22 protein-coding genes and 1 pseudogene are annotated in these 22,017 nt (G+C 62.5%); 11 read left to right on the forward strand and 12 right to left on the reverse strand.

Translation table 11 applies throughout. The features are described from left to right. Positions 1–90 precede the first annotated feature (90 nt). Together alr and dadA are read right to left on the reverse strand one after the other, a co-directional pair. Positions 91–1,164 (reverse strand): alanine racemase, encoded by a 1,074-nt coding sequence (gene alr / locus CRP40_RS06415; RefSeq protein ID WP_027913382.1) that lies wholly within the window; start codon positions 1,162–1,164, stop codon positions 91–93. 80 nt (positions 1,165–1,244) lie between these two features. Then, positions 1,245–2,549 carry a D-amino acid dehydrogenase gene (gene dadA, locus CRP40_RS06420; protein WP_027913381.1) on the reverse strand — a complete coding sequence of 435 codons (1,305 nt, stop codon included), beginning with the start codon at positions 2,547–2,549 and terminating at the stop codon, positions 1,245–1,247. A gap of 154 nt (positions 2,550–2,703) precedes the next feature. Here dadA and dadR point away from each other — a divergent pair, with 154 nt between their 5' ends. Beyond that, the gene (gene dadR, locus CRP40_RS06425) at positions 2,704–3,192 is read left to right on the forward strand and encodes a transcriptional regulator DadR (protein ID WP_003258963.1); all 489 of its coding nucleotides are present in this window, start codon (positions 2,704–2,706) and stop codon (positions 3,190–3,192) included. A 22-nt stretch (positions 3,193–3,214) separates the two neighbouring features. Here dadR and CRP40_RS06430 read toward each other — a convergent pair whose 3' ends face one another. Then, positions 3,215–3,568, reverse strand: a complete 354-nt coding sequence (locus CRP40_RS06430) for a YkgJ family cysteine cluster protein (RefSeq protein ID WP_027913380.1) — start codon at positions 3,566–3,568, stop codon at positions 3,215–3,217. Positions 3,569–3,670: 102 nt separating this feature from the next. Between CRP40_RS06430 and CRP40_RS06435 the strand changes: the two genes are divergently transcribed. Continuing rightward, positions 3,671–4,963 (forward strand): FAD-binding oxidoreductase, encoded by a 1,293-nt coding sequence (locus tag CRP40_RS06435; RefSeq protein ID WP_027913379.1) that lies wholly within the window; start codon positions 3,671–3,673, stop codon positions 4,961–4,963. Positions 4,964–4,969: 6 nt separating this feature from the next. On the opposite strand, the gene CRP40_RS06440 is transcribed toward CRP40_RS06435, so the two are convergent. Next, on the reverse strand, positions 4,970–5,200 hold the full coding sequence (locus tag CRP40_RS06440; RefSeq protein ID WP_027913378.1) for a DUF1127 domain-containing protein: 231 nt from the start codon (positions 5,198–5,200) through the stop codon (positions 4,970–4,972). A 176-nt stretch (positions 5,201–5,376) separates the two neighbouring features. Here CRP40_RS06440 and CRP40_RS06445 point away from each other — a divergent pair, with 176 nt between their 5' ends. Together CRP40_RS06445 and CRP40_RS06450 are read left to right on the forward strand one after the other, a co-directional pair. Continuing rightward, positions 5,377–6,807 (forward strand): PLP-dependent aminotransferase family protein, encoded by a 1,431-nt coding sequence (locus CRP40_RS06445; RefSeq protein WP_042138954.1) that lies wholly within the window; start codon positions 5,377–5,379, stop codon positions 6,805–6,807. Positions 6,808–6,864: 57 nt separating this feature from the next. Further along, on the forward strand, positions 6,865–8,418 hold the full coding sequence (locus tag CRP40_RS06450) for a phospholipase D family protein (protein ID WP_027913376.1): 1,554 nt from the start codon (positions 6,865–6,867) through the stop codon (positions 8,416–8,418). Positions 8,419–8,428: 10 nt separating this feature from the next. On the opposite strand, the gene CRP40_RS06455 is transcribed toward CRP40_RS06450, so the two are convergent. Both CRP40_RS06455 and CRP40_RS06460 read right to left on the reverse strand, forming a co-directional pair. Then, positions 8,429–9,568, reverse strand: a complete 1,140-nt coding sequence (locus tag CRP40_RS06455; protein WP_027913375.1) for an MFS transporter — start codon at positions 9,566–9,568, stop codon at positions 8,429–8,431. A gap of 181 nt (positions 9,569–9,749) precedes the next feature. Beyond that, positions 9,750–11,243 (reverse strand): aldehyde dehydrogenase, encoded by a 1,494-nt coding sequence (locus CRP40_RS06460; RefSeq protein WP_023532569.1) that lies wholly within the window; start codon positions 11,241–11,243, stop codon positions 9,750–9,752. A 193-nt stretch (positions 11,244–11,436) separates the two neighbouring features. Between CRP40_RS06460 and CRP40_RS06465 the strand changes: the two are divergent. Continuing rightward, positions 11,437–11,795, forward strand: a pseudogene (locus CRP40_RS06465) (cupin domain-containing protein). 83 nt (positions 11,796–11,878) lie between these two features. On the opposite strand, the gene rpmG reads toward CRP40_RS06465, so the two are convergent. Both rpmG and rpmB read right to left on the reverse strand, forming a co-directional pair. Next, complete coding sequence (rpmG, locus tag CRP40_RS06470; protein ID WP_003253507.1) at positions 11,879–12,034, reverse strand: 50S ribosomal protein L33; 156 nt, start codon at positions 12,032–12,034, stop codon at positions 11,879–11,881. A gap of 11 nt (positions 12,035–12,045) precedes the next feature. Next, entirely contained in the window at positions 12,046–12,282 is a 237-nt protein-coding gene (rpmB, locus tag CRP40_RS06475) for a 50S ribosomal protein L28 (protein ID WP_003253504.1), read from the reverse strand. Positions 12,283–12,643: 361 nt separating this feature from the next. On the opposite strand from rpmB, the gene CRP40_RS06480 reads away from it, so the two are divergent. Next, complete coding sequence (locus CRP40_RS06480) at positions 12,644–14,233, forward strand: ABC transporter substrate-binding protein (RefSeq protein ID WP_027913374.1); 1,590 nt, start codon at positions 12,644–12,646, stop codon at positions 14,231–14,233. A 100-nt stretch (positions 14,234–14,333) separates the two neighbouring features. On the opposite strand, the gene radC is transcribed toward CRP40_RS06480, so the two are convergent. Beyond that, positions 14,334–15,014 carry a DNA repair protein RadC gene (gene radC / locus CRP40_RS06485; RefSeq protein WP_027913373.1) on the reverse strand — a complete coding sequence of 227 codons (681 nt, stop codon included), beginning with the start codon at positions 15,012–15,014 and terminating at the stop codon, positions 14,334–14,336. 123 nt (positions 15,015–15,137) lie between these two features. Between radC and coaBC the strand changes: the two genes are divergently transcribed. The 4 genes from coaBC (at position 15,138) to argB (ending at position 19,259) form a co-directional block, all read left to right on the forward strand. Beyond that, a complete protein-coding gene (coaBC, locus tag CRP40_RS06490) occupies positions 15,138–16,349 on the forward strand; it encodes a bifunctional phosphopantothenoylcysteine decarboxylase/phosphopantothenate--cysteine ligase CoaBC (RefSeq protein WP_023532606.1) in 1,212 nt (403 codons plus the stop codon). 5 nt (positions 16,350–16,354) lie between these two features. Next, positions 16,355–16,810 carry a dUTP diphosphatase gene (gene dut, locus CRP40_RS06495; protein WP_027913372.1) on the forward strand — a complete coding sequence of 152 codons (456 nt, stop codon included), beginning with the start codon at positions 16,355–16,357 and terminating at the stop codon, positions 16,808–16,810. Between the two features lie 119 nt (positions 16,811–16,929). Then, positions 16,930–18,321: a phosphomannomutase/phosphoglucomutase gene (locus tag CRP40_RS06500; protein ID WP_097223507.1), complete on the forward strand. Its 1,392-nt coding sequence runs from the start codon at positions 16,930–16,932 to the stop codon at positions 18,319–18,321. 29 nt (positions 18,322–18,350) lie between these two features. Further along, a complete protein-coding gene (gene argB, locus CRP40_RS06505) occupies positions 18,351–19,259 on the forward strand; it encodes an acetylglutamate kinase (protein WP_023532327.1) in 909 nt (302 codons plus the stop codon). Positions 19,260–19,361: 102 nt separating this feature from the next. Here argB and pyrE read toward each other — a convergent pair whose 3' ends face one another. Further along, positions 19,362–20,003 (reverse strand): orotate phosphoribosyltransferase, encoded by a 642-nt coding sequence (gene pyrE / locus CRP40_RS06510; protein ID WP_027913370.1) that lies wholly within the window; start codon positions 20,001–20,003, stop codon positions 19,362–19,364. A gap of 80 nt (positions 20,004–20,083) precedes the next feature. On the opposite strand from pyrE, the gene CRP40_RS06515 reads away from it, so the two are divergent. Further along, positions 20,084–20,863, forward strand: coding sequence for an exodeoxyribonuclease III (locus CRP40_RS06515; RefSeq protein ID WP_023532406.1), 780 nt, complete (start codon positions 20,084–20,086; stop codon positions 20,861–20,863). A 34-nt stretch (positions 20,864–20,897) separates the two neighbouring features. Here the strand turns inward: CRP40_RS06515 and CRP40_RS06520 are convergent, their stop codons facing one another. Together CRP40_RS06520 and rph are read right to left on the reverse strand one after the other, a co-directional pair. Further along, a complete protein-coding gene (locus CRP40_RS06520; RefSeq protein WP_023532399.1) occupies positions 20,898–21,266 on the reverse strand; it encodes a DUF4870 domain-containing protein in 369 nt (122 codons plus the stop codon). 22 nt (positions 21,267–21,288) lie between these two features. Then, complete coding sequence (gene rph / locus CRP40_RS06525) at positions 21,289–22,011, reverse strand: ribonuclease PH (protein ID WP_023532860.1); 723 nt, start codon at positions 22,009–22,011, stop codon at positions 21,289–21,291. Positions 22,012–22,017 lie beyond the last annotated feature (6 nt).

Below are 22,017 nucleotides of genomic sequence, written 5' to 3' on the forward strand. Positions count from 1 at the left end.
GGAGCCTCCTGAGACGGGTATGCGGGTGGATGTGAACGATATCATGGCAACGCCGTTCAGTATTTACAACACACCACCCGCCCTGACGCCTTAGTCCCCTACGTATTCCCGGGGCACCCGCTTGAGGTTGCAGAAGATCTGGTAAGGGATAGTACCGGCCTGGCTCGCCACCTCAGTGGCATGGACCTGCTTGCCCCACAGTTCGACTGGGCTGCCGACCGTCGCTTGGGGCACGTCGGTCAGGTCGATGCTCAGCATGTCCATCGACACGCGACCAATGAGCGGGGCTCGACTGCCGGCAACGATGACCGGCGTGCCGTTGGGCGCCTGGCGCGGGTAACCGTCGGCGTAGCCCATGGCAACCACGCCTACACGGGTGGGCCGCGTGCTGACGAACGTGGCGCCGTAACCCACCGGCTCGCCGGCCGGCAGCTCCCGCACACTGATGACCCGCGACTGCAGTGTCATGACCGGCTGCAGGCGTTGGGCGTGTGCTTGAGGCATGTCGAACGGCGTGGCGCCATAGAGCATCAGGCCTGGCCGTACCCAATCACCGGCTGCCTGGGGCCAACCCAGCACGGCTGGGGAGTTGCGCAGGCTGCACTCTGCAGCCAAGCCCTGGCGCGCGGTTTCGAACACGGCAATCTGCTCGCTTGTGGCCTTGGCATCCAACTCATCGGCACGGGCGAAATGGCTCATGAGCACGATGCGCCCTACCTTGCCGCTGGCCAGCAGGCGCTCATAGGCATCGCGATAATCCTTGGGATGCAGCCCTACACGGTGCATGCCGGTATCGAGCTTGAGCCAGACGGTGAGTGGGCTGTGCAGCGGGCTTTTCTCGATGGCCTCCAACTGCCAGGCCGAATGCACGACGCACCACAGGTCATGTTCGACGATCAATGGCAGCTCACTGGCTTCGAAGAAGCCCTCCAACAGCAGTACTGGGCTCCTGATGCCGGCCGCACGCAGCTCCAGTGCCTCTTCGATGCAGGCCACGGCAAACCCGTCCGCCTCGGGCTCGAGCGCCAACGCGCAGCGCACGGCACCGTGACCGTAGGCGTCGGCCTTGATCACGGCTAGCGCCTTGGCGCCGGTCAGTTCACGGGCGAGACGGTAATTATGGCGCAGGGCCTGGAGGTCGATCAGGGCACGGGCGGGGCGCATGCGGCTGCCTTAAAAGTCATACGGGTTGAAATCGAAGCTGGGGCACGCGCAGGTCATTCGCGAGCACCCCAATGGATGGCTTACTGCTGATGGGCAGGCGAACCATGCCCGTGACGGGCCACTTCGCGGCTGCTGCCATAGCGCGAGATGTCCAGCCCTTGTGCACTGATCTGCGGTTTCTTGCGCGCGATCAGGTCAGCCAGCAGGCGACCCGAGCCACAGGCCATGGTCCAGCCCAGCGTGCCGTGCCCTGTGTTGAGGAACAGGTTACTGAAGGCGGTTGCACCCACGATGGGGGTACCGTCTGGCGTCGCGGGACGCAGCCCGGTCCAGAAACTGGCTTGGCTCAAATCACCGCCGCGAGGATAAAGGTCGTTGACGATCATCTCCAGCGTTTCACGTCGACGGGGGTTGAGCGACAGGTCAAAGCCCGCGATTTCAGCCATGCCCCCAACACGGATACGGTTGTCGAAACGGGTGATGGCGACCTTGTAGGTCTCGTCGAGGATGGTCGAGGCAGGCGCCATGTCGCCGTTGGTGATGGGCACGGTCAGGGAGTAACCCTTCAACGGATAGACCGGCGCCTTGATACCCAAGGGCTTGAGCATCTGCGGCGAATAGCTGCCCAATGCCAGCACATAGCGGTCGGCGGTTTCGAGCTTGCCATCGATCCAGACACCGTTGATGCGGTCACCTGCATGATCCAGACGCTGGATATCCTGCCCGAAGCGGAACTCCACGCCCAGGTTCCGGGCCATTTCCGCCAGCTTGGTGGTGAACAACTGGCAATCGCCGGTCTGGTCGTTAGGCAGGCGCAGGGCGCCGGCGAGGATGCCCTTCACACTGGCCAGGGCAGGTTCGACGCGGGCGATGCCATCGCGATCGAGCAATTCATAAGGCACGCCTGATTGCTCGAGCACGGCGATATCCTTGGCAGCTGCATCGACCTGGGCCTGGGTACGGAACAGCTGGGTAGTGCCCAGGCTACGGTTCTCGTACGCGATTCCGGTTTCGGCGCGCAGTTCGTCGAGGCAGTCGCGGCTGTACTCGGACAACCGCACCATGCGCTCCTTGTTCACGGCATAGCGGTTGGCCGTGCAGTTACGCAGCATCTGCGCCATCCACAGGTACTGGTCCACGTCACCGGTCAGCTTGATGGCAAGCGGAGCGTGACGCTCGAGCAACCACTTCACGGCTTTTAGAGGCACCCCTGGCGCCGCCCACGGCGAGGCATAGCCGGGCGAGATCTGGCCGGCGTTGGCGAAGCTGGTTTCCATGGCCACCGCTGGCTGGCGGTCCACCACCGTCACTTCGAACCCTTGCCGGGCCAGGTAATAGGCACTGGCGGTTCCAATCACGCCGCTACCAAGTACCAGAACTCGCATCGTTTCTTTCCCCTCGCGCACTGCCGCAGTGTGTTGTTGGACTGCCATTGATGGGCGAAGTATAGGAATTCGTGAGCAGTGCAATTCACTATATAAAAGCCTATTATTGGCGAGAATTCTCGGCACAATGGCCTTTCACGGAGGGGCATCCCCTATGAGAACCCAGCATCAAAGTAAGCGTGAGCTGGACAAGATCGACCGGAACATCCTGCGCATCCTGCAGAACGACGGGCGTATCTCCTTCACCGAATTGGGCGAGAAGGTCGGCCTCTCCACCACGCCGTGCACCGAGCGCGTACGTCGGCTGGAACGTGAAGGCATCATCATGGGCTACAACGCGCGCCTGAACCCACAGCACCTCAAGGGCAGCCTGCTGGTGTTCGTGGAAATCAGCCTGGACTACAAGTCTGGCGATACCTTCGAGGAGTTTCGTCGGGCAGTGCTCAAGCTGCCGCACGTGCTCGAATGCCACCTGGTTTCCGGCGACTTCGACTACTTGGTCAAGGCGCGCATTTCGGAAATGGCTTCGTATCGCAAGCTGCTTGGCGACATCCTGCTCAAGCTGCCCCACGTGCGTGAGTCCAAAAGCTACATCGTGATGGAGGAGGTGAAGGAAAGCCTCTGCCTGCCAATCCCGGACTGACGCCGGGCTCTACCACGAACGCCTAGACCAGCACTTGCCGGGTGGTAGCAATGAACTGGTGCACCAGCTGCTCGGCCGCAGGGTCGATCATGGGTTCGGGCCCACGACCGCGTGGGCAGGCCAGGCGTGGGGTGGTGCCGAACAGGCGGCAGATCATTGGCCGCTCTTCATATACCGTGCAGCCCTGGGGCCCCAAATGCACGCAGTCCAGGCGCTCCAGGGCAGCGTCCTGTTCGGCCTGGGATTTGCGCGGCAGCCGAGCCATCTCTTGCGCCGAGGTAGTGACCGGTCCGCAGCAGTCATGGCAGCCGGGCTCGCATTCGAACGACGGGATGAGTTCGCGCAGGAAGTGGATTTTGTGGCGATCGCAGGACATGACTAGGCACAGGCTGAAAATGTTCGCCCATTATAGGCCGGTTGCCCGCCCTGGGCCTGCGGCTTATCCTCCCGTTCCAGCCCATGCACCAGGACGCGTCCAATGATCCACAGCGCGCAGCACGCCGCTTCTTATTACGCCGCCAGCAGCGCGCCTCACCCTGATCATGCCTTTCTGCAGGGTGATCACACCGCCGATGTGTGCATCGTCGGCGGTGGCTACTCTGGTCTGAACACGGCCCTGGAGTTGGCCGAGCGTGGCTTCTCGGTGATCCTGCTCGAAGCGCGCAAGATCGGCTGGGGCGCCAGTGGGCGCAACGGTGGGCAGTTGATCCGCGGGGTCGGCCATGGCCTGGAGCAGTTCCTGCCGGTCATCGGCGAGCAGGGCGTTCGCGACATGCAACGGATGGGATTGGAGGCCGTGCAGATCGTGCGCGACCGTGTAGCGCAGCACGCCATCGCCTGTGACCTGGTCTGGGGCTATTGCGACCTGGCCAACAAGCCGGCGCAAATGGCGGGCCTGGCCGAAGAGGCCGAACACTTGCGCAGCCTGGGTTACGCCCACGAACTGCGGCTGGTCGCAAAGGATGACATTCACGACGTGGTGGGCTCGCAGCGCTATGCAGGCGGGCTGGTGGACATGGGTTCTGGCCACTTGCACCCCCTCAACCTGGCCTTGGGCGAAGCCGCGGCAGCCGCGCGCCTGGGCGTGAAACTCCACGAGCAGTCCGAGGTGACCCGCATCGACTATGGCCCCCAGGTGCAGGTACACACTGCCCAAGGCCGGGTCCGGGCGCAAACGCTGGTCCTGTGCTGCAACGCCTACCTCAATGGGTTGCACGGTGAGCTGGGCGGCAAGGTATTGCCCGCCGGCAGTTACCTCATCGCTACCGAGCCGCTGGGTGAAGCGCGTGCACGTTCGCTGCTGCCACAGAACATGGCCGTGTGCGACCAGCGGGTGGCGCTGGACTACTACCGCCTGAGCGCAGATCACCGGTTGCTGTTCGGCGGCGCTTGCCATTATTCCGGGCGCGACCCAAAGGATATCGCCGCCTACATGCGGCCCAAGATGCTGCGGGTGTTCCCTCAACTGGCGGACGTCCGCATCGACTACCAGTGGGGTGGCATGATCGGGATCGGCGCCAACCGCCTGCCCCAGGTAGGCCGTCTGCCCGATCAGCCCAACGTCTACTACGCCCAGGCCTACGCAGGCCACGGGCTGAACGCGACCCATCTGGCCGCCCGGCTGCTCGGGGAGGCCATCAGTGGCCAGCAAAGCGGGCGCTTCGACCTGTTCGCCAAGGTGCCACACATGACGTTCCCAGGCGGCAAGCACTTGCGCTCACCTTTACTGGCATTGGGCATGCTGTGGCACAGGCTCAAGGAGCTGGCCTGAAAGCGGTCAAGGCCTCCAGAACGGCTTGCGGCCTTCCGAGCGCGCCTCTTGCCAGCTGAGCCCCACATCACGCAATTCATGGTCGCTCAACTGGAGCAGCGCCCTGCGGGTGTGCCAGCGGCGCAGCATCAACTGCAAGCGACTCGAAGCCTTTGGCGTAGCGTGGGTTTCGCTTCGCTGCAGGGCCTCTTTATCGCCTACCGACGGTTCAATGCGCACATCGCTCAAGCTTCCCATCGCTGCTGTCTCCCTTTCGATGACAATGTGGGGACAGCATGCAGGGTGCATGGCCTGACAATACAGATCCAAAAAAGCGTTATTATTTGGATACAGATCGGGCTTCCAGGTAACTGAATGCAGCCTTTTCAATCAATCTGTATGGTGCGTTACCCGGCGCAGCCCAGGAGTATGACGTGACGCTCTACCTGAACCTTGCCGAGGTACTCGGCGCGCGCATCGAACAGGGCCTCTATCGCCCCGGCCAGCGGCTGCCATCGGTGCGCGCACTAAGCGTGGAGCACGGGGTAAGCCTGAGCACCGTGCAACAGGCCTACCGCATGCTCGAAGACAGTGGCATGGTCTCGCCACGGCCAAAATCCGGCTATTTCGTGAGCGATCACCGCCACCTGCCGGCCTTGCCTGCGGTCAGCCGACCCGCCCAGCGCCCCGTGGACATCTCCCAGTGGGAGCAGGTACTGGAACTGGTGCGCAGTACTCCGCAGCCAGGGGTGATACAGCTTGGACGGGGCATGCCAGACATCGAGAGCCCTACCCTCAAGCCGCTGTTGCGCAGCCTCGCCCGACTCAGCCGTCGGCAGGACATGCCCGGGCTGTATTACGACAATATCCACGGCAACCTGGCCTTGCGTGAACAGGTGGCACGCCTGGCCCTGGACTCCGGTTGCAGGCTCTCCCCCTCGGAGCTGGTGGTGACGACAGGCTGTCACGAAGCCCTGTCGTGCAGCATCCGCGCCGTGTGCGAGCCTGGCGATATCGTTGCGGTGGACTCGCCCAGCTTCCATGGCGCCATGCAGACGCTCAAGGGCCTGGGCATGAAGGCGCTGGAGATCCCCACGGACCCGGTGACGGGCATCAGCCTCGAGGCGCTCGAACTGGCCCTTGAGCAGTGGCCGATCAAGCTCATCCAGATCACCCCAAGTTGCAACAACCCGCTGGGCTACATCATGCCCGAGGCTCGTAAAAAGGCCCTGTTGAAGCTTGCACAGCGCTACGACGTGGCCATTCTCGAGGACGATGTCTACGGTGACCTGGCCTACACCTACCCTCGGCCACGGACGGTCAAGTCATTCGATATGCAAGGCCGCGTGCTGTTGTGCAGTTCATTTTCAAAGACCCTTGCCCCTGGCCTGCGTGTCGGTTGGGTAGCGCCCGGACGCTACCTGGAGCGGGTCCTGCACATGAAGTACATCAGCACAGGCAGCACCGCCAGTCAGCCTCAATTGGCGGTAGCGGACTTCATCGCCAACGGGCACTACCAGCCCCATGTGCGACGGATGCGTAGCCAGTACCAACGCAGCCGTGAGTTGATGAGCGACTGGGTGACCCGGTATTTCCCACCCGGCACCCGCGTAAGCCGTCCGCAAGGCGGCTTTATGCTGTGGGTGGAATTGCCGGAACATTTCGATACCTTGCAACTCAATCACGCCTTACTGGAACAGGGCGTACAAGTGGCCGTGGGCAGCATCTTTTCCGCTTCCGGCAAGTTCCGTCATTGCCTGCGCATGAACTTCGCCGCCAGGCCTACAGCGCAAATCGAGGCGGCGGTGCGCAAGGTGGGTGAGACCGCCCAACGCTTGCTGGACGAGGACATCGTCGCGACGTAACTTTGCGTTGCCTGCCACTGTCCAACCCCAAAGCCCTGCTGCACAGGACGTCCACCGTTGAAACTCCAGCGAGCCCTACCCTTGCTGCTGACGCTGCTGCTCGGCGTCGGCGGCTGCGCCAGCGTCGATACGCCGCGCCAAACCAGCCAAGCCCTGCCGGCCGATGGCTCGGCGTTCGGCCGCTCGGTGTTGCGCCAGGCAGCACCTTATGAAGGCCGTTCCGGCTTTCGCCTGCTCCCCAACAGCAACGAGGCTTTCCGGGCGCGCGCCGAGCTGATACGCAATGCACAGGCCAGCATCGACGTGCAGTACTACATCGTCCATGACGGGCTCAGCACCCGCGCCCTGGTCCATGAACTGTTGCGGGCGGCAGACCGGGGGGTGCGGGTACGCATCCTGCTGGACGACACCACCAGTGACGGCCTGGATGCAATCATGGGCACCCTCGCCGCCCACCCGAACATCCAGATCCGCGTGTTCAACCCCCTGCACCTGGGACGCGCCACCGGGGTCACGCGCGCCATGGGCCGGTTGCTCAACCTGTCGCGTCAGCACCGGCGCATGCACAACAAGCTGTTCCTGGTGGACAACAGCATGGCCATCGTCGGCGGACGAAACCTGGGCGACGAGTACTTCGATGCCGAGCCCAACCTGAACTTCACCGACATCGATCTGCTGGGTGTGGGCCCTATAGCAGAGCAGTTGGGACACAGTTTCGATCAGTACTGGAACAGCGCCCTGAGCCGCCAGATCACCGACTTCCTCTGGCACCAGCCCAATGCCAGCGACCTGCGCACCAGCCGCCATCGGCTGGAGGTCTCGCTGGCCGAAGCCAGAACTCGGCGCAAGGTCTTGTATGACCGCCTGATGGCCTATCAATCCCAGCCGCGGTTGGACACCTGGCGCAACGAACTCATATGGGCCCATGCCCAGGCGCTGTGGGACGCACCCAGCAAGGTGCTGGCCGATGACGAGCCTGACCCACAGCTGCTGCTGACACGGCAACTTGGCCCTGACCTGCGCGATGTGCGTCACGAACTGATTCTGGTCTCGGCTTATTTCGTGCCCGGCGAACCAGGGCTGCTTTACCTCACTCAGAGCGCCGACGCGGGCATTTCGGTAAAGCTGTTGACCAACTCGCTGGAGGCTACCGATGTGCCTGCCGTACACGGCGGTTATGCCCCTTACCGCAAGGCATTGCTGGAGCACGGGGTGAAGCTATACGAAATGCGCCGCCAACCCGGGGACCCCAGCGCGGGCAAGCTGAGTTTTCATGGCAGCTCCAATTCCAGCCTGCACAGCAAGGCGATCGTGTTCGACCGTCACAAGACGTTCATTGGCTCGTTCAATTTCGATCCGCGCTCGGTGTTGTGGAACACCGAAGTCGGCGTGTTGGTCGACAGCCCCGAACTTGCCGAATACACCCGTGCGCTGGCGGTGCAGGGCATGGCACCGGCCCTGAGCTACCAGCCTGAGCTCGTCGGCGGCAAGCTGGTCTGGGTGACCGAGGAGGACGGACAGCGGCGGGTGCTCACGTCAGAGCCTGGTAGCCTGTGGCGGCGGTTCAATGCCTGGATCAGCAAGGCGGTCGGGCTGGAAAAGATGCTCTAGCGCTGCGCAGTCACGCCGCCGCAGGCTCGAACGCTCCGGGCCGCCGGGTCAGCACCACAAGCCCAGCGGCGCCTGCTGCCATCAGCAGCGGCAAGGCGTGCCCACTGATCCACTGGCTACCTGCGCCGGCCAGCAACGGCCCCAGCAGGCAACCGATGCCCCACAGCTGGGCCACGTGGGCATTGGCCCGCACCAGGGCATCGTCTCGGTAGCGCTCACCGATCAACACCAGCGACAAGGTGAACAACCCACCGGCGCTTGCGCCGAACAATACCCACACAGGCCAGATCGCCCAGGTGTGCAACAGCAGGGGGATGGCAAGGCTCGACCCCAACAATGCCGAGGCGCAACCGGTGAACAGCGCGCGCCGCGACATGTGGTCCGCCAGTGCGCCAATGGGCAACTGCAGCACCGCATCGCCGACCACCACCGTACTGACCATGAACAACGCGATTTCCGTGCTCAAGCCCTGTTGCAGGCAGTATATCGGCAGCAGGGTCAGGATCATGGCTTCGAACGAAGCGAACAATGCGATGGCCCAGGCGATCACGGGCAGCCTTCTGCAGAAGGCAAACAGGTCGGCAAAGGTGACATTGCATGCTTGCGTAGAGGGCGCGCCACCGCGGCCCAGCAACAGCAAGGGCGACACCAGCAGCAGACCGGTCGCCGCCCAGAAGCCGAAGTCGTCGTCCGACCCCAGCATGCCCAGCACCAACGGCCCTGCCAGTTGGCTCAGCGCATAGCTACTCCCGTACAGGGCTACCAGCCGTCCGCGCCACTGCTCGACCACCAGTTGGTTGATCCAGCTCTCACCCAGCACGAACACCACGGTCAACGCCATGCCGATCAACAGCCGCAGCAGCAACCAAAGCGGGTAGCTTGGCAGCAGGGCCAACAGGCCGATGGACAATGCCCCGCCCCACAGGCACAGGCGCATGGCCGCAGGCACGCCTACCCACCCGGCAAGACGGCTGGCTAGGCTGGCGCCGGCCAGCACGCCCAGAGCAGGCATGGCGGCCATGACGCCAATGGCGAAGCCGCCATACCCCCAGGCCTCCAGACGCAAGGACACCAACGGCATGCTCACACCCAATGCGAGCCCGACGCTCAGCACCGACGCCAGCACGGCAAAATAGGTTCCCCAACGCATGACGGCCTCCCAGGCAGCATTGTTGTATGACAGAAACAACGAAGCCGGGACGGTATGAGCCGCCCCGGCCAGTGGTGGAGTGTCCGCCCCGCGTGCAATCGAGCTGCCTCAGGCCCTGCTCAGCTCGCAACAGCGATACCAGGCCCTTGGAAGCCGAATTGCCTGCTACAGGCTGCTGGAATTACAGCTTGATCCAGGTGGCCTTGAGCTCGGTGTACTTCTCCAGCGCGTGCAGCGACTTGTCACGGCCGTTGCCCGACTGCTTGAAGCCACCGAATGGCGCGGTCATGTCGCCGCCATCATATTGGTTGACCCAGACACTGCCGGCGCGCACGGCGCGGGCCGTCCTGTGCGCCTTGGAAATGTCCGAAGTCCAGATGCCCGCCGCCAGCCCATAGGGTGTGTCGTTAGCGATGGCAACCGCCTCTTCGGCCGTGTCGAAAGCAATCACGGACAGGACGGGGCCGAAGATTTCTTCCTGGGCGATCTTCATGGCATTGGTCACGCCATCGAAGATGGTCGGCTCGACGTAGGTGCCGCCGGTATCTTCCAGCGTCCGCTTGCCACCGGTCAGCAGCTTGGCACCGTCCTTGTGGCCGGCCTCGATGTACGACAGCACGGTATTCATCTGCTGGGTATCGACCAGGGCACCAACGGTGGTCTGCGGGTCCAGCGGGTTGCCGGGCTTCCAGGCCTTGAGGGCCTCGACCACCATGGGCAGGAAGGTGTCCTTGATCGAGCGCTCCACCAGCAAGCGAGAACCTGCGGTGCACACTTCTCCCTGGTTGAAGGCGATGGCGCTGGCAGCAGCCTGGGCGGCGGCCTCAAGGTCGGGCGCGTCGGCAAAGACGATGTTCGGGCTCTTGCCACCGGCTTCCAGCCAGATGCGTTTCATGTTCGATTCGCCTGCATACACCATCAGCTGCTTGGCGATCTTGGTGGAACCTGTGAATACCAGGGTGTCGACGTCCATGTGCAGGGCCAGGGCCTTGCCCACGGTGTGGCCATAGCCAGGCAGCACGTTCAGCACACCTGCCGGGATGCCGGCTTGCACCGCCAGCTGAGCGATGCGAATGGCCGTCAGCGGCGATTTCTCGGAAGGCTTGAGCACAACCGAGTTGCCCGTAGCCAATGCGGGGCCCAACTTCCAGCTCGCCATCAGCAGCGGGAAGTTCCACGGGACGATGGCACCCACCACGCCTACCGGCTCGCGGGTGACCAGGCCCAGTTGATCGTGAGGCGTAGGAGCGACTTCGTCGTACACCTTGTCGATGGCTTCGGCTGTCCAGTGAATGGCATTGGCAGCGCCTGGGATATCGATGCTGGAGGCGTCACCGATTGGCTTGCCCATGTCCAGCGTTTCAAGCAGCGCCAGCTCTTCGACGTTCTTGCGCAGCAGGTCGGCGAAGCGGATCAGAATGGCCTTGCGCTTGGCCGGAGCCAGCTGTGACCATACGCCCGAATTGAAGGTCGCGCGGGCGTTTTCGACCGCGCGGTTGGCGTCGGCCAGGTCGCAGCTGGCAACCTTGGCCAGGAAGCGTCCGTCGACCGGGCTCAGGCATTCGAAGGTTTCACCGGATGCGGCATCGGTGTATTCGCCGTTGATGAAGGCGCGGCCTTCGATCTTCAGTTGCTGGGCACGTTGTTCCCAGTCTGCACGAGTCAGGGTGGTCATACGAAACTCCTCCTCTTGTTTAGGTGCAACGCTGCACTGAGGACTTGCAGGCGTTGTCGGGGTCCGGGCGTGCGACAGGCGCACACAGGCATGCAATACCCTAAACCAGCCCTTTCAAACTATCAATATATTTGACACTATCGGCTCAAACGCCCAGCGATGTTAATTTTATTGAACATACAGGAGCCCCCTCATGAGCATCGACAGCATCATCGACTTCGCCCAGGCCATTACCGAGGCCGAGCGCTATCGCCCCGCAGCCGAAAAGGTTCTCAAGGGCGAGCCGGACCAGGCCGTGTACAACCACTATGCAAGCCCCTGCGGGCAGTTTGCCGCTGGCGTCTGGGAGGGGAAGTCGGCCAGTGGAAGGTCAACTACACCGAGCATGAGTACTGCGAAATCGTGCAGGGCGTGTCGGTGCTGCGTGACGAAAAAGGCGCCAGCAAGACACTGCGTGCGGGTGATCGGTTCGTCATACCCGCCGGGTTCAAAGGGACATGGGAAGTGCTGGAGCCTTGCCGCAAGATCTATGCATTGTTCGAGCAGAAGTAACCCATGGCCTGCCCACCCTTTCGGCCAGGCATAAAAAAACCCGCCTCTGTTCAGAGGCGGGTTTTTTTCAGGTCGCCGATCAATTACTTGATCTTGGCTTCCTTGTACACCACGTGCTTGCGAACAACGGGATCGTATTTCTTGATCTCGATTTTGTCCGGGGTGGTGCGCTTGTTCTTGTCGGTGGTGTAGAAGTGGCCGGTACCGGCACTCGAAACCAGACGGATCAATTCACGCATGATGCTCTCCCTTAAACCTTGGCGCCAGCTTTACGGATGTCAACCAGAACGGCATCGATGCCGCGCTTGTCGATGATGCGCATGCCTTTGGCGGAAACGCGCAGACGCACGAAACGCTTCTCGGATTCAACCCAGAAACGGTGGTGCTGCAGGTTTGGCAGGAAACGACGACGGGTTTTGTTGTTTGCGTGGGAAATGTTGTTCCCGGTTACTGGACCCTTACCAGTAACTTGACAGACTCTCGACATGACTCAGCCCTCTAAAACCACATGCCCAACCCGGCATGGGTTGGCCGCTTAATCTCTCAGTCTTTGGCGCCGAGGCGCCGTGATTCTGGAGGTCTTATCGACCGGATTCGCTGATGCGACAGGCCGAGCCCCTAGAAAAGAGCGCTGCTTTATACCAGAAAGACTCGATTGCAACAATACCTGATCAACATTCGAGCCGGGGCGAACCGCCGCGGGCGGCACGGCCGCAGGCCCTATCGTACGCTGACCGCTCGTCGCCAAGATTGTAAAAAAGAGTGTGGTCATTTTCCGGCAGTCACACTAGGGTAGGCCTTTTCCAGACTGCACTGGCAGATGGGCCACTGACAGCCAAGGAGCCACCATGCGTGCCGCCGCTCTTTCCTTATTGTTCACTTCCCTGCTTGCCGTGGGTGCAGCCCAGGCAGCGCCACTGAGCGTTTGCAGCGAAGCCAGCCCCGAAGGCTTCGACGTGGTGCAGTATAATTCGCTGACTACCACCAATGCCACGGCCGATGTCCTGATGAACCGCCTGGTGGAGTTCGATGCCGGCAAAGGCAAAGTGGTGCCGAGCCTGGCCGCCAGCTGGACGGTGTCGGCCGATGGCCTGGTGTACGATTTCACCTTGCGCGACAACGTGAAATTCCATACCACCGGCTACTTCAAGCCCAGCCGTACGCTCAATGCCGACGACGTGCTGTTCAGCTTCCAGCGCATGCTCTACCCCGCCCACGCCTGGCACAAGACGGCACCCGGCGGCTACCCCCATGCCCAGTCGCTGCAACTGGGCAGCCTGATCAAAACGATCGACGCACCAGCGCCCAATACCGTGCGCTTTACCCTCACCCACCCGGATGCGACCTTCCTGGCTACCCTGAGCATGGGCTTTGCCTCGATCTACTCCGCCGAATACGCCGACACGTTGCTCAAGGCAGGCACTCCCGAGAAGCTCAACAGCCAACCCATCGGCACCGGGCCATTCGTCTTCCAGCGATTCCAGAAGGATGCGGTGGTGCGCTATCGCGCCAACCCTGACTACTTTGCCGGCAAACCGGCCGTCGACCCGCTGATCTTCGCCATCACCACCGATGCGAACGTGCGCCTGCAGAAGCTCAAACGCAATGAGTGCCAGGTAGCCCTGTCGCCCAAGCCACTGGACATTGCCGAAGCCAGCCAGGACAGCAGCCTCAAGGTGGCCAGCACGCCAGCGTTCATGACGGCATTCATCGCGCTCAACAGCCAGCACCCACCCCTCGACAAGCCAGAGGTGCGTCAGGCCATCAACCTGGCTTTCGACAAACAGGCCTACGTGAAGGCTGTTTTCGAAGACTCGGCCATCGCGGCCAATGGCCCGTACCCGCCCAATACCTGGAGCTATGCCAAGGACCTGCCCGGTTACCCACTGGATGTGAAGAAAGCCAAGGCCTTGCTGGCCAAGGCCGGCCTGGCGGACGGCTTCAGCACGACGATCTGGACACGTCCTTCGGGTAGCCTGCTCAACCCCAACCCCAGCCTGGGCGCGCAGATGCTGCAGGCTGATCTCGCCAAGGTGGGCATCAAGGCTGACATTCGGGTGATCGAATGGGGCGAGCTGATCCGCCGCGCCAAGGCCGGCGAGCACGACCTGCTGTTCATGGGCTGGGCAGGTGACAACGGTGACCCGGATAACTTCCTCACCCCGCAGTTCTCCTGTGCAGCGGTCAAGTCCGGGACCAATTTCGCGCGGTTCTGTGACAATCGCCTGGACCAGCTGATCAGTGCCGGTCGCACCACCAATGATCAGAGCGTGCGCAGCCGGCTGTACCAGCAGGCGCAGACCCTGATCCAGCAGCAGGCGCTGTGGGTGCCATTGGCGCATCCGAATGCGGCGGCCCTGCTGCGCCAGGGTGTCGAGGGTTATCAGGTCAACCCGTTCGGCCGGCTGGACTTCAGCAAGGTGAGCGTGACCAAGTAAGCCCTGGCCACGCCTCGCCCTTGTCATGAACGGGGGAAGGCGCCCCTTCCCCGGTCATGACAGGTCATCCTGGACAGCGCCGCTACCACAGCGGCGTGCCCTAAGCCACGACCCACCCTTGCTCGGCCATGGACAGCGGCTCCCCGTCGCCAATGATGATGTGATCCAGCACACGCACATCGATCAAGGCCAGCCCACGCTTGAGCGACAAGGTCAGGTGCACATCCTCCTTGCTCGGTTCGCTGTTCCCCGAAGGGTGGTTGTGACACAGGATCAGCGCCGCGGCATTGTGCATCAATGCCCGTCGCACGACTTCCCGCGGATAGACACTGGCTCGGTCGATGGTACCCCTGAACAGAATCTCGAACGCCAGTGGCCGGTGCTTGGTGTCCAGAAACAGGCAGCCGAACACCTCGCTGGGTTCATGGCGCAGCATGGCCTTGAGGTAGCGTCGTACGGCCTGGGGGTCCTCCAACGCCGCTGCGCGGGTGATCCCCTCATCGAGGTAGCGACGACCGATTTCCAGCAATGCCTGCAGCTGTGCGTATTTGACCTCCCCTATGCCAGGCTCGCGCAAGACGGCCCGCCGATCGGCCTCCAGAAACGGCCGTAAGCCGCCAAAACGCACCAACAAGCCGCGCGCCAAGTCGAGCACGTTGTGCCCTGCAACGCCTGACCCCAGCAGCACAGCCAGCAGCTCGGCGTCAGACAGCACCGCCGCCCCACGCTGCAGCAGCTTTTCCCTTGGCCGATCCTGAACCGGCCATTCCCTGATGTTCATCGCGTCCCTGCCCTTGCTGCGGCCCATTTCGGCCCTGTGTTAATCTATTTGCCCTCGTACATGCGACGTTCTGCCGCACGCAGTTTCTGTCGCCGCCCGCTTTCACTGGAAAAAGGCAACCCTATGCAGCGGCTGTATCGCAAGCGCATCGTTCTTGGCGTCGGTGGTGGCATCGCCGCCTACAAGAGCGCCGAACTGATCCGCCGACTCCTGGAGCACGGCGCCCAAGTGCGTGTCGTCATGACCCGCGGTGGCGCCGAATTCATCACGCCGCTGACCTTGCAGGCGTTGTCCGGCCATCCGGTGCACCTGGACCTCCTCGACCCGGCAGCAGAGGCGGCCATGGGCCATATCGAGCTGGCCAAATGGGCTGATCTGGTGCTGATCGCTCCGGCCACCGCCGACCTCATGGCACGCCTGGCCCAGGGCATGGCCGATGACCTCTTGACGACCCTGGTGCTGGCCACCGACGCCACCGTCGCCGTCGCCCCCGCCATGAACCAGGCCATGTGGCGTGACGCTGCCACCCAGGCCAACCTCCAAGTGCTCAGGAGCCGAGGCATTCAGGTGTTCGGCCCTGCCTCGGGTAGCCAGGCCTGTGGCGACGTGGGCCTGGGCCGCATGCTCGAGGCCACCGACCTGGCCTGGTGCGCCGCCGAAAGCTTCAAGCGCCAGGCATTGACCGGCAAGCACGTGCTGATCACCGCCGGCCCCACTCAGGAGAACATCGACCCGGTGCGCTACATCACCAATCATAGCTCCGGGAAGATGGGCTTCGCCCTGGCCGAGGCGGCCGCCGAAGCCGGGGCTCGGGTGACCCTCGTGACCGGTCCCGTCCACCTGCCTACCCCCGACCGGGTCAGCCGTATCGACGTGGTCAGCGCGCGGGACATGCTGGCAGCCTGTGAGGCGGCCATGCCATGCGACCTGTTCATCGCTTCGGCGGCGGTGGCGGACTACCGCCCAGAGGTCATAGCGCCACAAAAGCTGAAGAAAGATCCTACGACTGGCGATGGCATGCTGCTGCAGATGGTGCGCAATCCCGATATCCTTGCCACCCTGGCCGGTCGCACCGACCGCCCTTTCAGTGTCGGCTTCGCCGCCGAGACCGAACACTTGCTCGATTACGCCACGCGCAAGCTCAAGGACAAGAACCTCGACCTGATCGTCGCCAACGATGTGGCCAACCCCAGCATCGGCTTCAACAGTGAAGAGAACGCCTTGACCGTGATCGATCGCCAGCAGCACCAGACCCTCTTCGCGCAGACCAGCAAGGGCAAGATCGCCCGTCAGCTGGTTGCCTTCATCGCCGAACGGCTCAATCAGGTTCAGTAAGTTACATGCACGCATTACAAGCCAAGATCCTCGACCCACGCCTGGGTACCGAATTCCCGTTGCCGCAGTACGCCACTCCGGGCTCCGCCGGCCTTGACCTGCGCGCGCTGCTCACGCAGGACACGGTGCTCGAACCCGGCCAGACGGTCCTGATTCCAACGGGCCTGTCCATCCATATCAGCGACCCGGGTCTTGCCGCACTCGTGCTGCCGCGCTCGGGCCTGGGCCACAAGCATGGCATCGTGCTGGGCAACCTGGTCGGGCTGATCGATTCGGACTACCAGGGCGAACTGATGGTGTCGTGCTGGAACCGCGGCACCACCGCCTTCACCATCGCTGTCGGTGAGCGTATCGCCCAGCTGGTGCTCGTGCCCGTGGTACAGGCGCAGTTCGAGATCGTCGAATCGTTCGATCAAAGCCAGCGCGGCGCCGGTGGCTTCGGTCACTCCGGCACCCGTTGAACCGGACATGAGCACATTCGCCATGGATGGCGAACTCCGGGCCGCAACCTTCGTCCAAGCGCTCTGCGTGCGCCTGCAACCGAGCGCTTCTGACTGATGGGGTTTTCCAGATGAACGACATGGCCCCGGCGGGCCGCGCCCACTTGCCGCCTGGTATTTTTCGCGCTTACGACATCCGCGGCATCGTCGGCAAGACGCTGCACGCTGATACCGCCTACTGGATAGGCCGCGCCGTCGGCGCACAGAGCCTGGCCATGGGCGAACCCCAGGTCAGCGTGGGCCGCGATGGTCGCCTGTCCGGCCCGCTGCTCGTCGAGCCGCTGATCCGCGGCCTGGTCGAAGCAGGCTGCCATGTGAACGACCTTGGTCTGGTACCCACGCCGGCGCTGTACTACGCCACTCACGAACTGGGCGGCAAATCGGGCGTGATGCTCACCGGTAGTCACAACCCCCCGGACTACAACGGCTTCAAGATCGTCATTGCAGGCGACACCCTGGCCAACGAGCAGATCCAGGCGCTGCTCGGCCGCTTGCAGGCCAATGACCTGACCCTGGGCACAGGGCACGTGCAGCAGGTAGCGATTCTGGAGCGCTATTTCCAGCGGATCGTCAGTGACGTGAAGCTGGCCAGAAGGCTCAAGGTGGTCGTGGACTGTGGCAACGGCGTCGCTGGCGTGATCGCCCCGCAACTGATCGAAGCGTTGGGTTGCGAGGTGATTGCGCTGTTCAGCGAAGTGGATGGCAACTTCCCGAACCATCACCCCGACCCCAGCAAGGCGCAGAACCTTCAGGTGCTGATCGACACGGTCAAGCGCACGGGTGCGGACCTCGGCCTGGCATTCGACGGCGACGCGGATCGCGTCGGCGTGGTGACCGAGGCCGGCAGCATCATCTACGCCGACCGCTTGCTGATGCTGTTCGCCCAGGATGTCCTGGCTCGTAACCCAGGCGCCGAAATCATCTTCGACGTCAAGTGCACCCGACGCCTCATCCCCCTGATCGAACGATTGGGCGGTCGTACCCTGATGTGGAAGACCGGTCATTCGTTGATGAAGAAGAAGATGCATCAGACCGGCGCCTTGCTCGCAGGCGAGATGAGCGGTCATCTCTTCATCAAGGAACGTTGGTACGGTTTCGACGACGGCATCTACAGCGCTGCGCGCCTGTTGGAAATCCTCAGCAAGACCGAACAGAGTGCCGAAACCGTGTTCGCCGCTTTTCCTGATGATATTTCCACGCCGGAACTCAATATTGATGTGACCGATGAACGTAAATTCAGCATCATTGATGCACTGCAACGCGACGCCGATTGGGGTGACGCGCGCCTGACCACCATCGACGGTGTGCGAGTGGACTATGCACAGGGCTGGGGCCTGGTGCGTGCCTCCAACACCACACCGGTTCTGGTACTGCGCTTCGAGGCCGACAGCGACGCCGAGTTGCAGCGTATCAAGGATGTTTTCCGCACTCAGTTGCTGCGGGTAGAACCTGACCTGCAACTGCCGTTCTGACCGACTATCTGGCCTCACAGGAGCCCTGCATGACCCTCGATCGCGATGCCGCCACCCACGTAGCCGAAGTTCTGTCCGAAGCCTTGCCCTACATTCGCCGCTTCGTCGGCAAGACGCTGGTGATCAAGTACGGCGGCAACGCGATGGAAAGCGAGGAGCTCAAGACGGGCTTCGCCCGCGACATCGTGCTGATGAAGGCCGTGGGCATCAACCCGGTGGTAGTGCACGGGGGTGGCCCGCAGATCGGTGATCTGCTCAAGCGGCTTTCCATCGAAAGCCATTTCATCGACGGCATGCGCGTGACCGATTCGGCGACCATGGACGTTGTGGAAATGGTACTGGGCGGCCAGGTCAACAAGGACATCGTCAACCTTATCAACCGGCACGGTGGCAGCGCCATCGGCCTGACTGGCAAGGACGCGGAACTGATCCGTGCACGCAAGCTCACCGTCAGCCGCCAGACGCCGGAAATGACCACCGCCGAGATCATCGACATCGGCCATGTGGGTGAAGTGGTGAGCGTGAACACCGACCTGCTGAACATGCTGGTCAAGGGTGATTTCATCCCGGTGATCGCCCCCATCGGCGTCGGCATCAATGGCGAGTCCTACAACATCAATGCCGACCTGGTAGCAGGCAAGGTGGCCGAAGCGCTGCAGGCCGAGAAGCTGATGCTGCTGACCAACATCGCCGGGCTGATGGACAAGCAGGGCCAGGTCTTGACCGGTCTGACCACAGAGCAGGTCAACGAACTGATCGCCGACGGCACCATCTACGGTGGCATGCTTCCGAAGATCAAATGCGCCCTGGATGCGGTGCAAGGCGGCGTGAACAGCTCGCACATCATCGATGGCCGCGTGCCGAACGCGGTGCTGCTGGAAATCTTCACCGACAGCGGCGTGGGCACCTTGATCACCAACCACAAGTCGCTTTCCTGACCTGCCAGGCCTGTCGCCGCCAAGCCGGCGACAGGCCAGAACTGGCGACACAAAAAAGGCGACCTCAAACCGAGGTCGCCTTTTTCGCTTTCAGACCCTGGGTCAGATCCCGTACTGCGCCCGGTAGGCCTCGACCGCAGGCAGGTGCTGCTTGAGTTGCGGGTCGTCAGCCAGGAACTCCAGCACCTGGGTCAGCGAGACGATGCTGACCACCGGTATGCCGAAGTCGCGCTCCACTTCCTGGATGGCCGACAGCTCGCCATTGCCACGCTCCTCGCGGTTCAACGCGATCAGCACGCCAGCGGCGTTGGCCTGCTGCGCCTTGATGATCTGCATGACTTCGCGAATGGCGGTACCGGCAGTGATCACGTCGTCGATGATCAGCACATCGCCTGCTAGAGGCGCACCGACCAGGCTGCCGCCCTCGCCGTGATCCTTGGCTTCCTTGCGGTTGAAGCACCAGGGCACATCTTGCCCATGCTGGTCAGCCAGCGCGACGGCAGTGGTCGCGGCCAGGGGAATACCCTTGTAGGCCGGGCCGAACAGCACGTCGAACGAGATCTTGCTGTCGACGATGGCGGCGGCGTAGCAACGCCCCAGCTCGGCCAGTGCCGAACCTGTGTTGAACAGGCCAGCGTTGAAGAAGTACGGGCTGGTACGCCCGGACTTGAGAGTGAACTCACCGAAACGCAGGACCCCGCGATCGATGGCAAAACGGATGAAGTCGCGCTGATACGGCTGCATGGAAAGTCCCGGACACCACGGATTTAGCTAAATGGGTTGAGCTCGGGTATCATACACGCACGAGATTTATGGGGCCATTTATGCGGATCATCAGTGTGAACGTTAATGGCATTCAGGCTGCGGCCGAGCGTGGTTTGCTCAGCTGGCTACAAGCCCAGAATGCCGACGTCATCTGCCTTCAGGATACCCGCGCCTCGGCCTTTGAACTCGATGACCCAGCTTTCCAGCTCGATGGCTATTTCCTTTATGCCTGCGACGCGGAGGTGCCTGCCCAAGGTGGTGTGGCCCTTTATTCGCGCATGCAGCCCAAGGCAGTCATCACCGGCCTGGGCTTCGAGACAGCCGACCGTTACGGGCGTTACCTGCAAGCAGATTTCGACAAAGTCAGTATTGCCAGCCTGCTCCTGCCTTCGGGCATGAACGGGGATGAAGACTTGAACCAGAAATTCAAGTTGATGGACGACTTCGCCAAGTACCTGGACAAGCAGCGTCGCAAGCGCCGTGAGTACATCTACTGTGGGTCGTTCTATGTTGCCCAGCAGAAGCTCGACATCAAGAACTGGCGTGACAGCCAGCAGTCGCCGGGCTTCCTGCCGCCAGAGCGTGCCTGGATGGATGCCATCACCGGCGAGATGGGTTACGTGGATGCCCTGCGCGAAGTCAGCCGTGAGGGTGACCAGTACAGCTGGTGGCCGGACAACGAGCAGGCCGAAATGCTGAACCTGGGCTACCGGTTCGACTACCAGATCCTCACCCCAGGCCTGCGCCGCTTCGTGCGCAACGCGCGCTTGCCACGCCAGCCGCGCTTCTCCCAGCATGCGCCATTGATCGTCGACTACGACTGGACGCTGACTATCTGAACAACCAGTGGGGCTGCCTTGCAGCCCCACTTGGCTATTTGATCGGCCGCCAGATCATCGGGTAGCGGTAAGGCTTGCCTTCGTTGGCGCGTACCGCAGCGATGACGATCAGAATCATCACCGCCACTGACAGCACGGCAAACAGCACCAGCCCGATCACCACGAATATCAGCAGCAGGCAGATGAACCCTGCCACGGTCACGCTGATCTGGAAATTCAGCGCTTCCTTGCCTTGCGCATCGATGAACGGGTCCTGCTCGCGCTTGAGGTGCCACAGCACCAACGGCCCCAGCAGGTGCCCGAGCGGGATCACCAGGCCAAGGAGCGCGGAAAGGTGACAGAGCATCGCCCACTGCCTGACCTCGGCACTGGGCGGGATGATCGAAAGATTCGGATCGGTCATGCCTGCACCCTCCTGATCAGGTTCAGTCTGCCAGCGCGGCTTGCTGCAGCTGGAAGATCTCATCCATGCCCTTCTGCGCCAGGGCGAGCATGGCGTTGAAGTCTTCTGGCTGGAACGGCGCACCTTCTGCCGTACCCTGCACCTCGATGAAACCGCCAGCGCTGGTCATGACCACGTTCAGGTCGGTTTCGGCTGCCGAGTCCTCCAGGTAGTCCAGGTCGAGCACCGCTTCACCCTGATACATGCCCACCGACACGGCGGCGATCATGTGCTTGAGCGGGTTGCCCGCCTTCAGGCCACCACGCTTCTTGATCACGGCCAGGGCATCGCAGACGGCAACCATGGCACCGGTGATGGAGGCTGTACGGGTGCCGCCATCGGCCTGGATGACATCGCAATCAATGTACAGCGTAATGTCACCGAGCTTGCTCATGTCCAGCGCTGCGCGCAGTGAGCGGCCGATCAGGCGCTGGATCTCCAGCGTGCGACCGCCTTGCTTGCCACGGCTGGCTTCGCGTTGGTTACGTTCGCCCGTCGAGCGCGGCAGCATGCCGTATTCGGCGGTCAACCAACCTTGGCCCTGGCCTTTGAGAAAGCGCGGCACGCCGTTTTCCACGCTGACCGTGCAGATGACTTTCGTGTCACCGAACTCGACCAGTACCGACCCTTCGGCGTGCTTGGTGTAGTTGCGGGTGATGCGGATCGAGCGGAGCTGATCGGCGGCGCGACCACTTGGACGTTTCATCTGGGA

It is taken from the genome of Pseudomonas sp. URMO17WK12:I9 (genome assembly GCF_900230165.1).
Lineage (GTDB): Bacteria > Pseudomonadota > Gammaproteobacteria > Pseudomonadales > Pseudomonadaceae > Aquipseudomonas > Aquipseudomonas fulva.

Excerpts from the sequence above, each read along its gene's own strand:
- alr (WP_027913382.1), bottom strand. The coding sequence starts at position 1,164 with ATGCGCCCCGCCCGTGCCCTGATCGACCTCCAGGCCCTGCGCCATAAT.
- dadA (WP_027913381.1), bottom strand. The coding sequence starts at position 2,549 with ATGCGAGTTCTGGTACTTGGTAGCGGCGTGATTGGAACCGCCAGTGCC.
- dadR (WP_003258963.1), top strand. The coding sequence starts at position 2,704 with ATGAGAACCCAGCATCAAAGTAAGCGTGAGCTGGACAAGATCGACCGG.
- CRP40_RS06430 (WP_027913380.1), bottom strand. The coding sequence starts at position 3,568 with ATGTCCTGCGATCGCCACAAAATCCACTTCCTGCGCGAACTCATCCCG.
- CRP40_RS06435 (WP_027913379.1), top strand. The coding sequence starts at position 3,671 with ATGATCCACAGCGCGCAGCACGCCGCTTCTTATTACGCCGCCAGCAGC.
- CRP40_RS06440 (WP_027913378.1), bottom strand. The coding sequence starts at position 5,200 with ATGGGAAGCTTGAGCGATGTGCGCATTGAACCGTCGGTAGGCGATAAA.
- CRP40_RS06455 (WP_027913375.1), bottom strand. The coding sequence starts at position 9,568 with ATGCGTTGGGGAACCTATTTTGCCGTGCTGGCGTCGGTGCTGAGCGTC.
- CRP40_RS06460 (WP_023532569.1), bottom strand. The coding sequence starts at position 11,243 with ATGACCACCCTGACTCGTGCAGACTGGGAACAACGTGCCCAGCAACTG.
- rpmG (WP_003253507.1), bottom strand. The coding sequence starts at position 12,034 with ATGCGTGAATTGATCCGTCTGGTTTCGAGTGCCGGTACCGGCCACTTC.
- rpmB (WP_003253504.1), bottom strand. The coding sequence starts at position 12,282 with ATGTCGAGAGTCTGTCAAGTTACTGGTAAGGGTCCAGTAACCGGGAAC.
- CRP40_RS06480 (WP_027913374.1), top strand. The coding sequence starts at position 12,644 with ATGCGTGCCGCCGCTCTTTCCTTATTGTTCACTTCCCTGCTTGCCGTG.
- radC (WP_027913373.1), bottom strand. The coding sequence starts at position 15,014 with ATGAACATCAGGGAATGGCCGGTTCAGGATCGGCCAAGGGAAAAGCTG.
- coaBC (WP_023532606.1), top strand. The coding sequence starts at position 15,138 with ATGCAGCGGCTGTATCGCAAGCGCATCGTTCTTGGCGTCGGTGGTGGC.
- dut (WP_027913372.1), top strand. The coding sequence starts at position 16,355 with ATGCACGCATTACAAGCCAAGATCCTCGACCCACGCCTGGGTACCGAA.
- CRP40_RS06500 (WP_097223507.1), top strand. The coding sequence starts at position 16,930 with ATGGCCCCGGCGGGCCGCGCCCACTTGCCGCCTGGTATTTTTCGCGCT.
- argB (WP_023532327.1), top strand. The coding sequence starts at position 18,351 with ATGACCCTCGATCGCGATGCCGCCACCCACGTAGCCGAAGTTCTGTCC.
- pyrE (WP_027913370.1), bottom strand. The coding sequence starts at position 20,003 with ATGCAGCCGTATCAGCGCGACTTCATCCGTTTTGCCATCGATCGCGGG.
- CRP40_RS06515 (WP_023532406.1), top strand. The coding sequence starts at position 20,084 with ATGCGGATCATCAGTGTGAACGTTAATGGCATTCAGGCTGCGGCCGAG.
- CRP40_RS06520 (WP_023532399.1), bottom strand. The coding sequence starts at position 21,266 with ATGACCGATCCGAATCTTTCGATCATCCCGCCCAGTGCCGAGGTCAGG.
- rph (WP_023532860.1), bottom strand. The coding sequence starts at position 22,011 with ATGAAACGTCCAAGTGGTCGCGCCGCCGATCAGCTCCGCTCGATCCGC.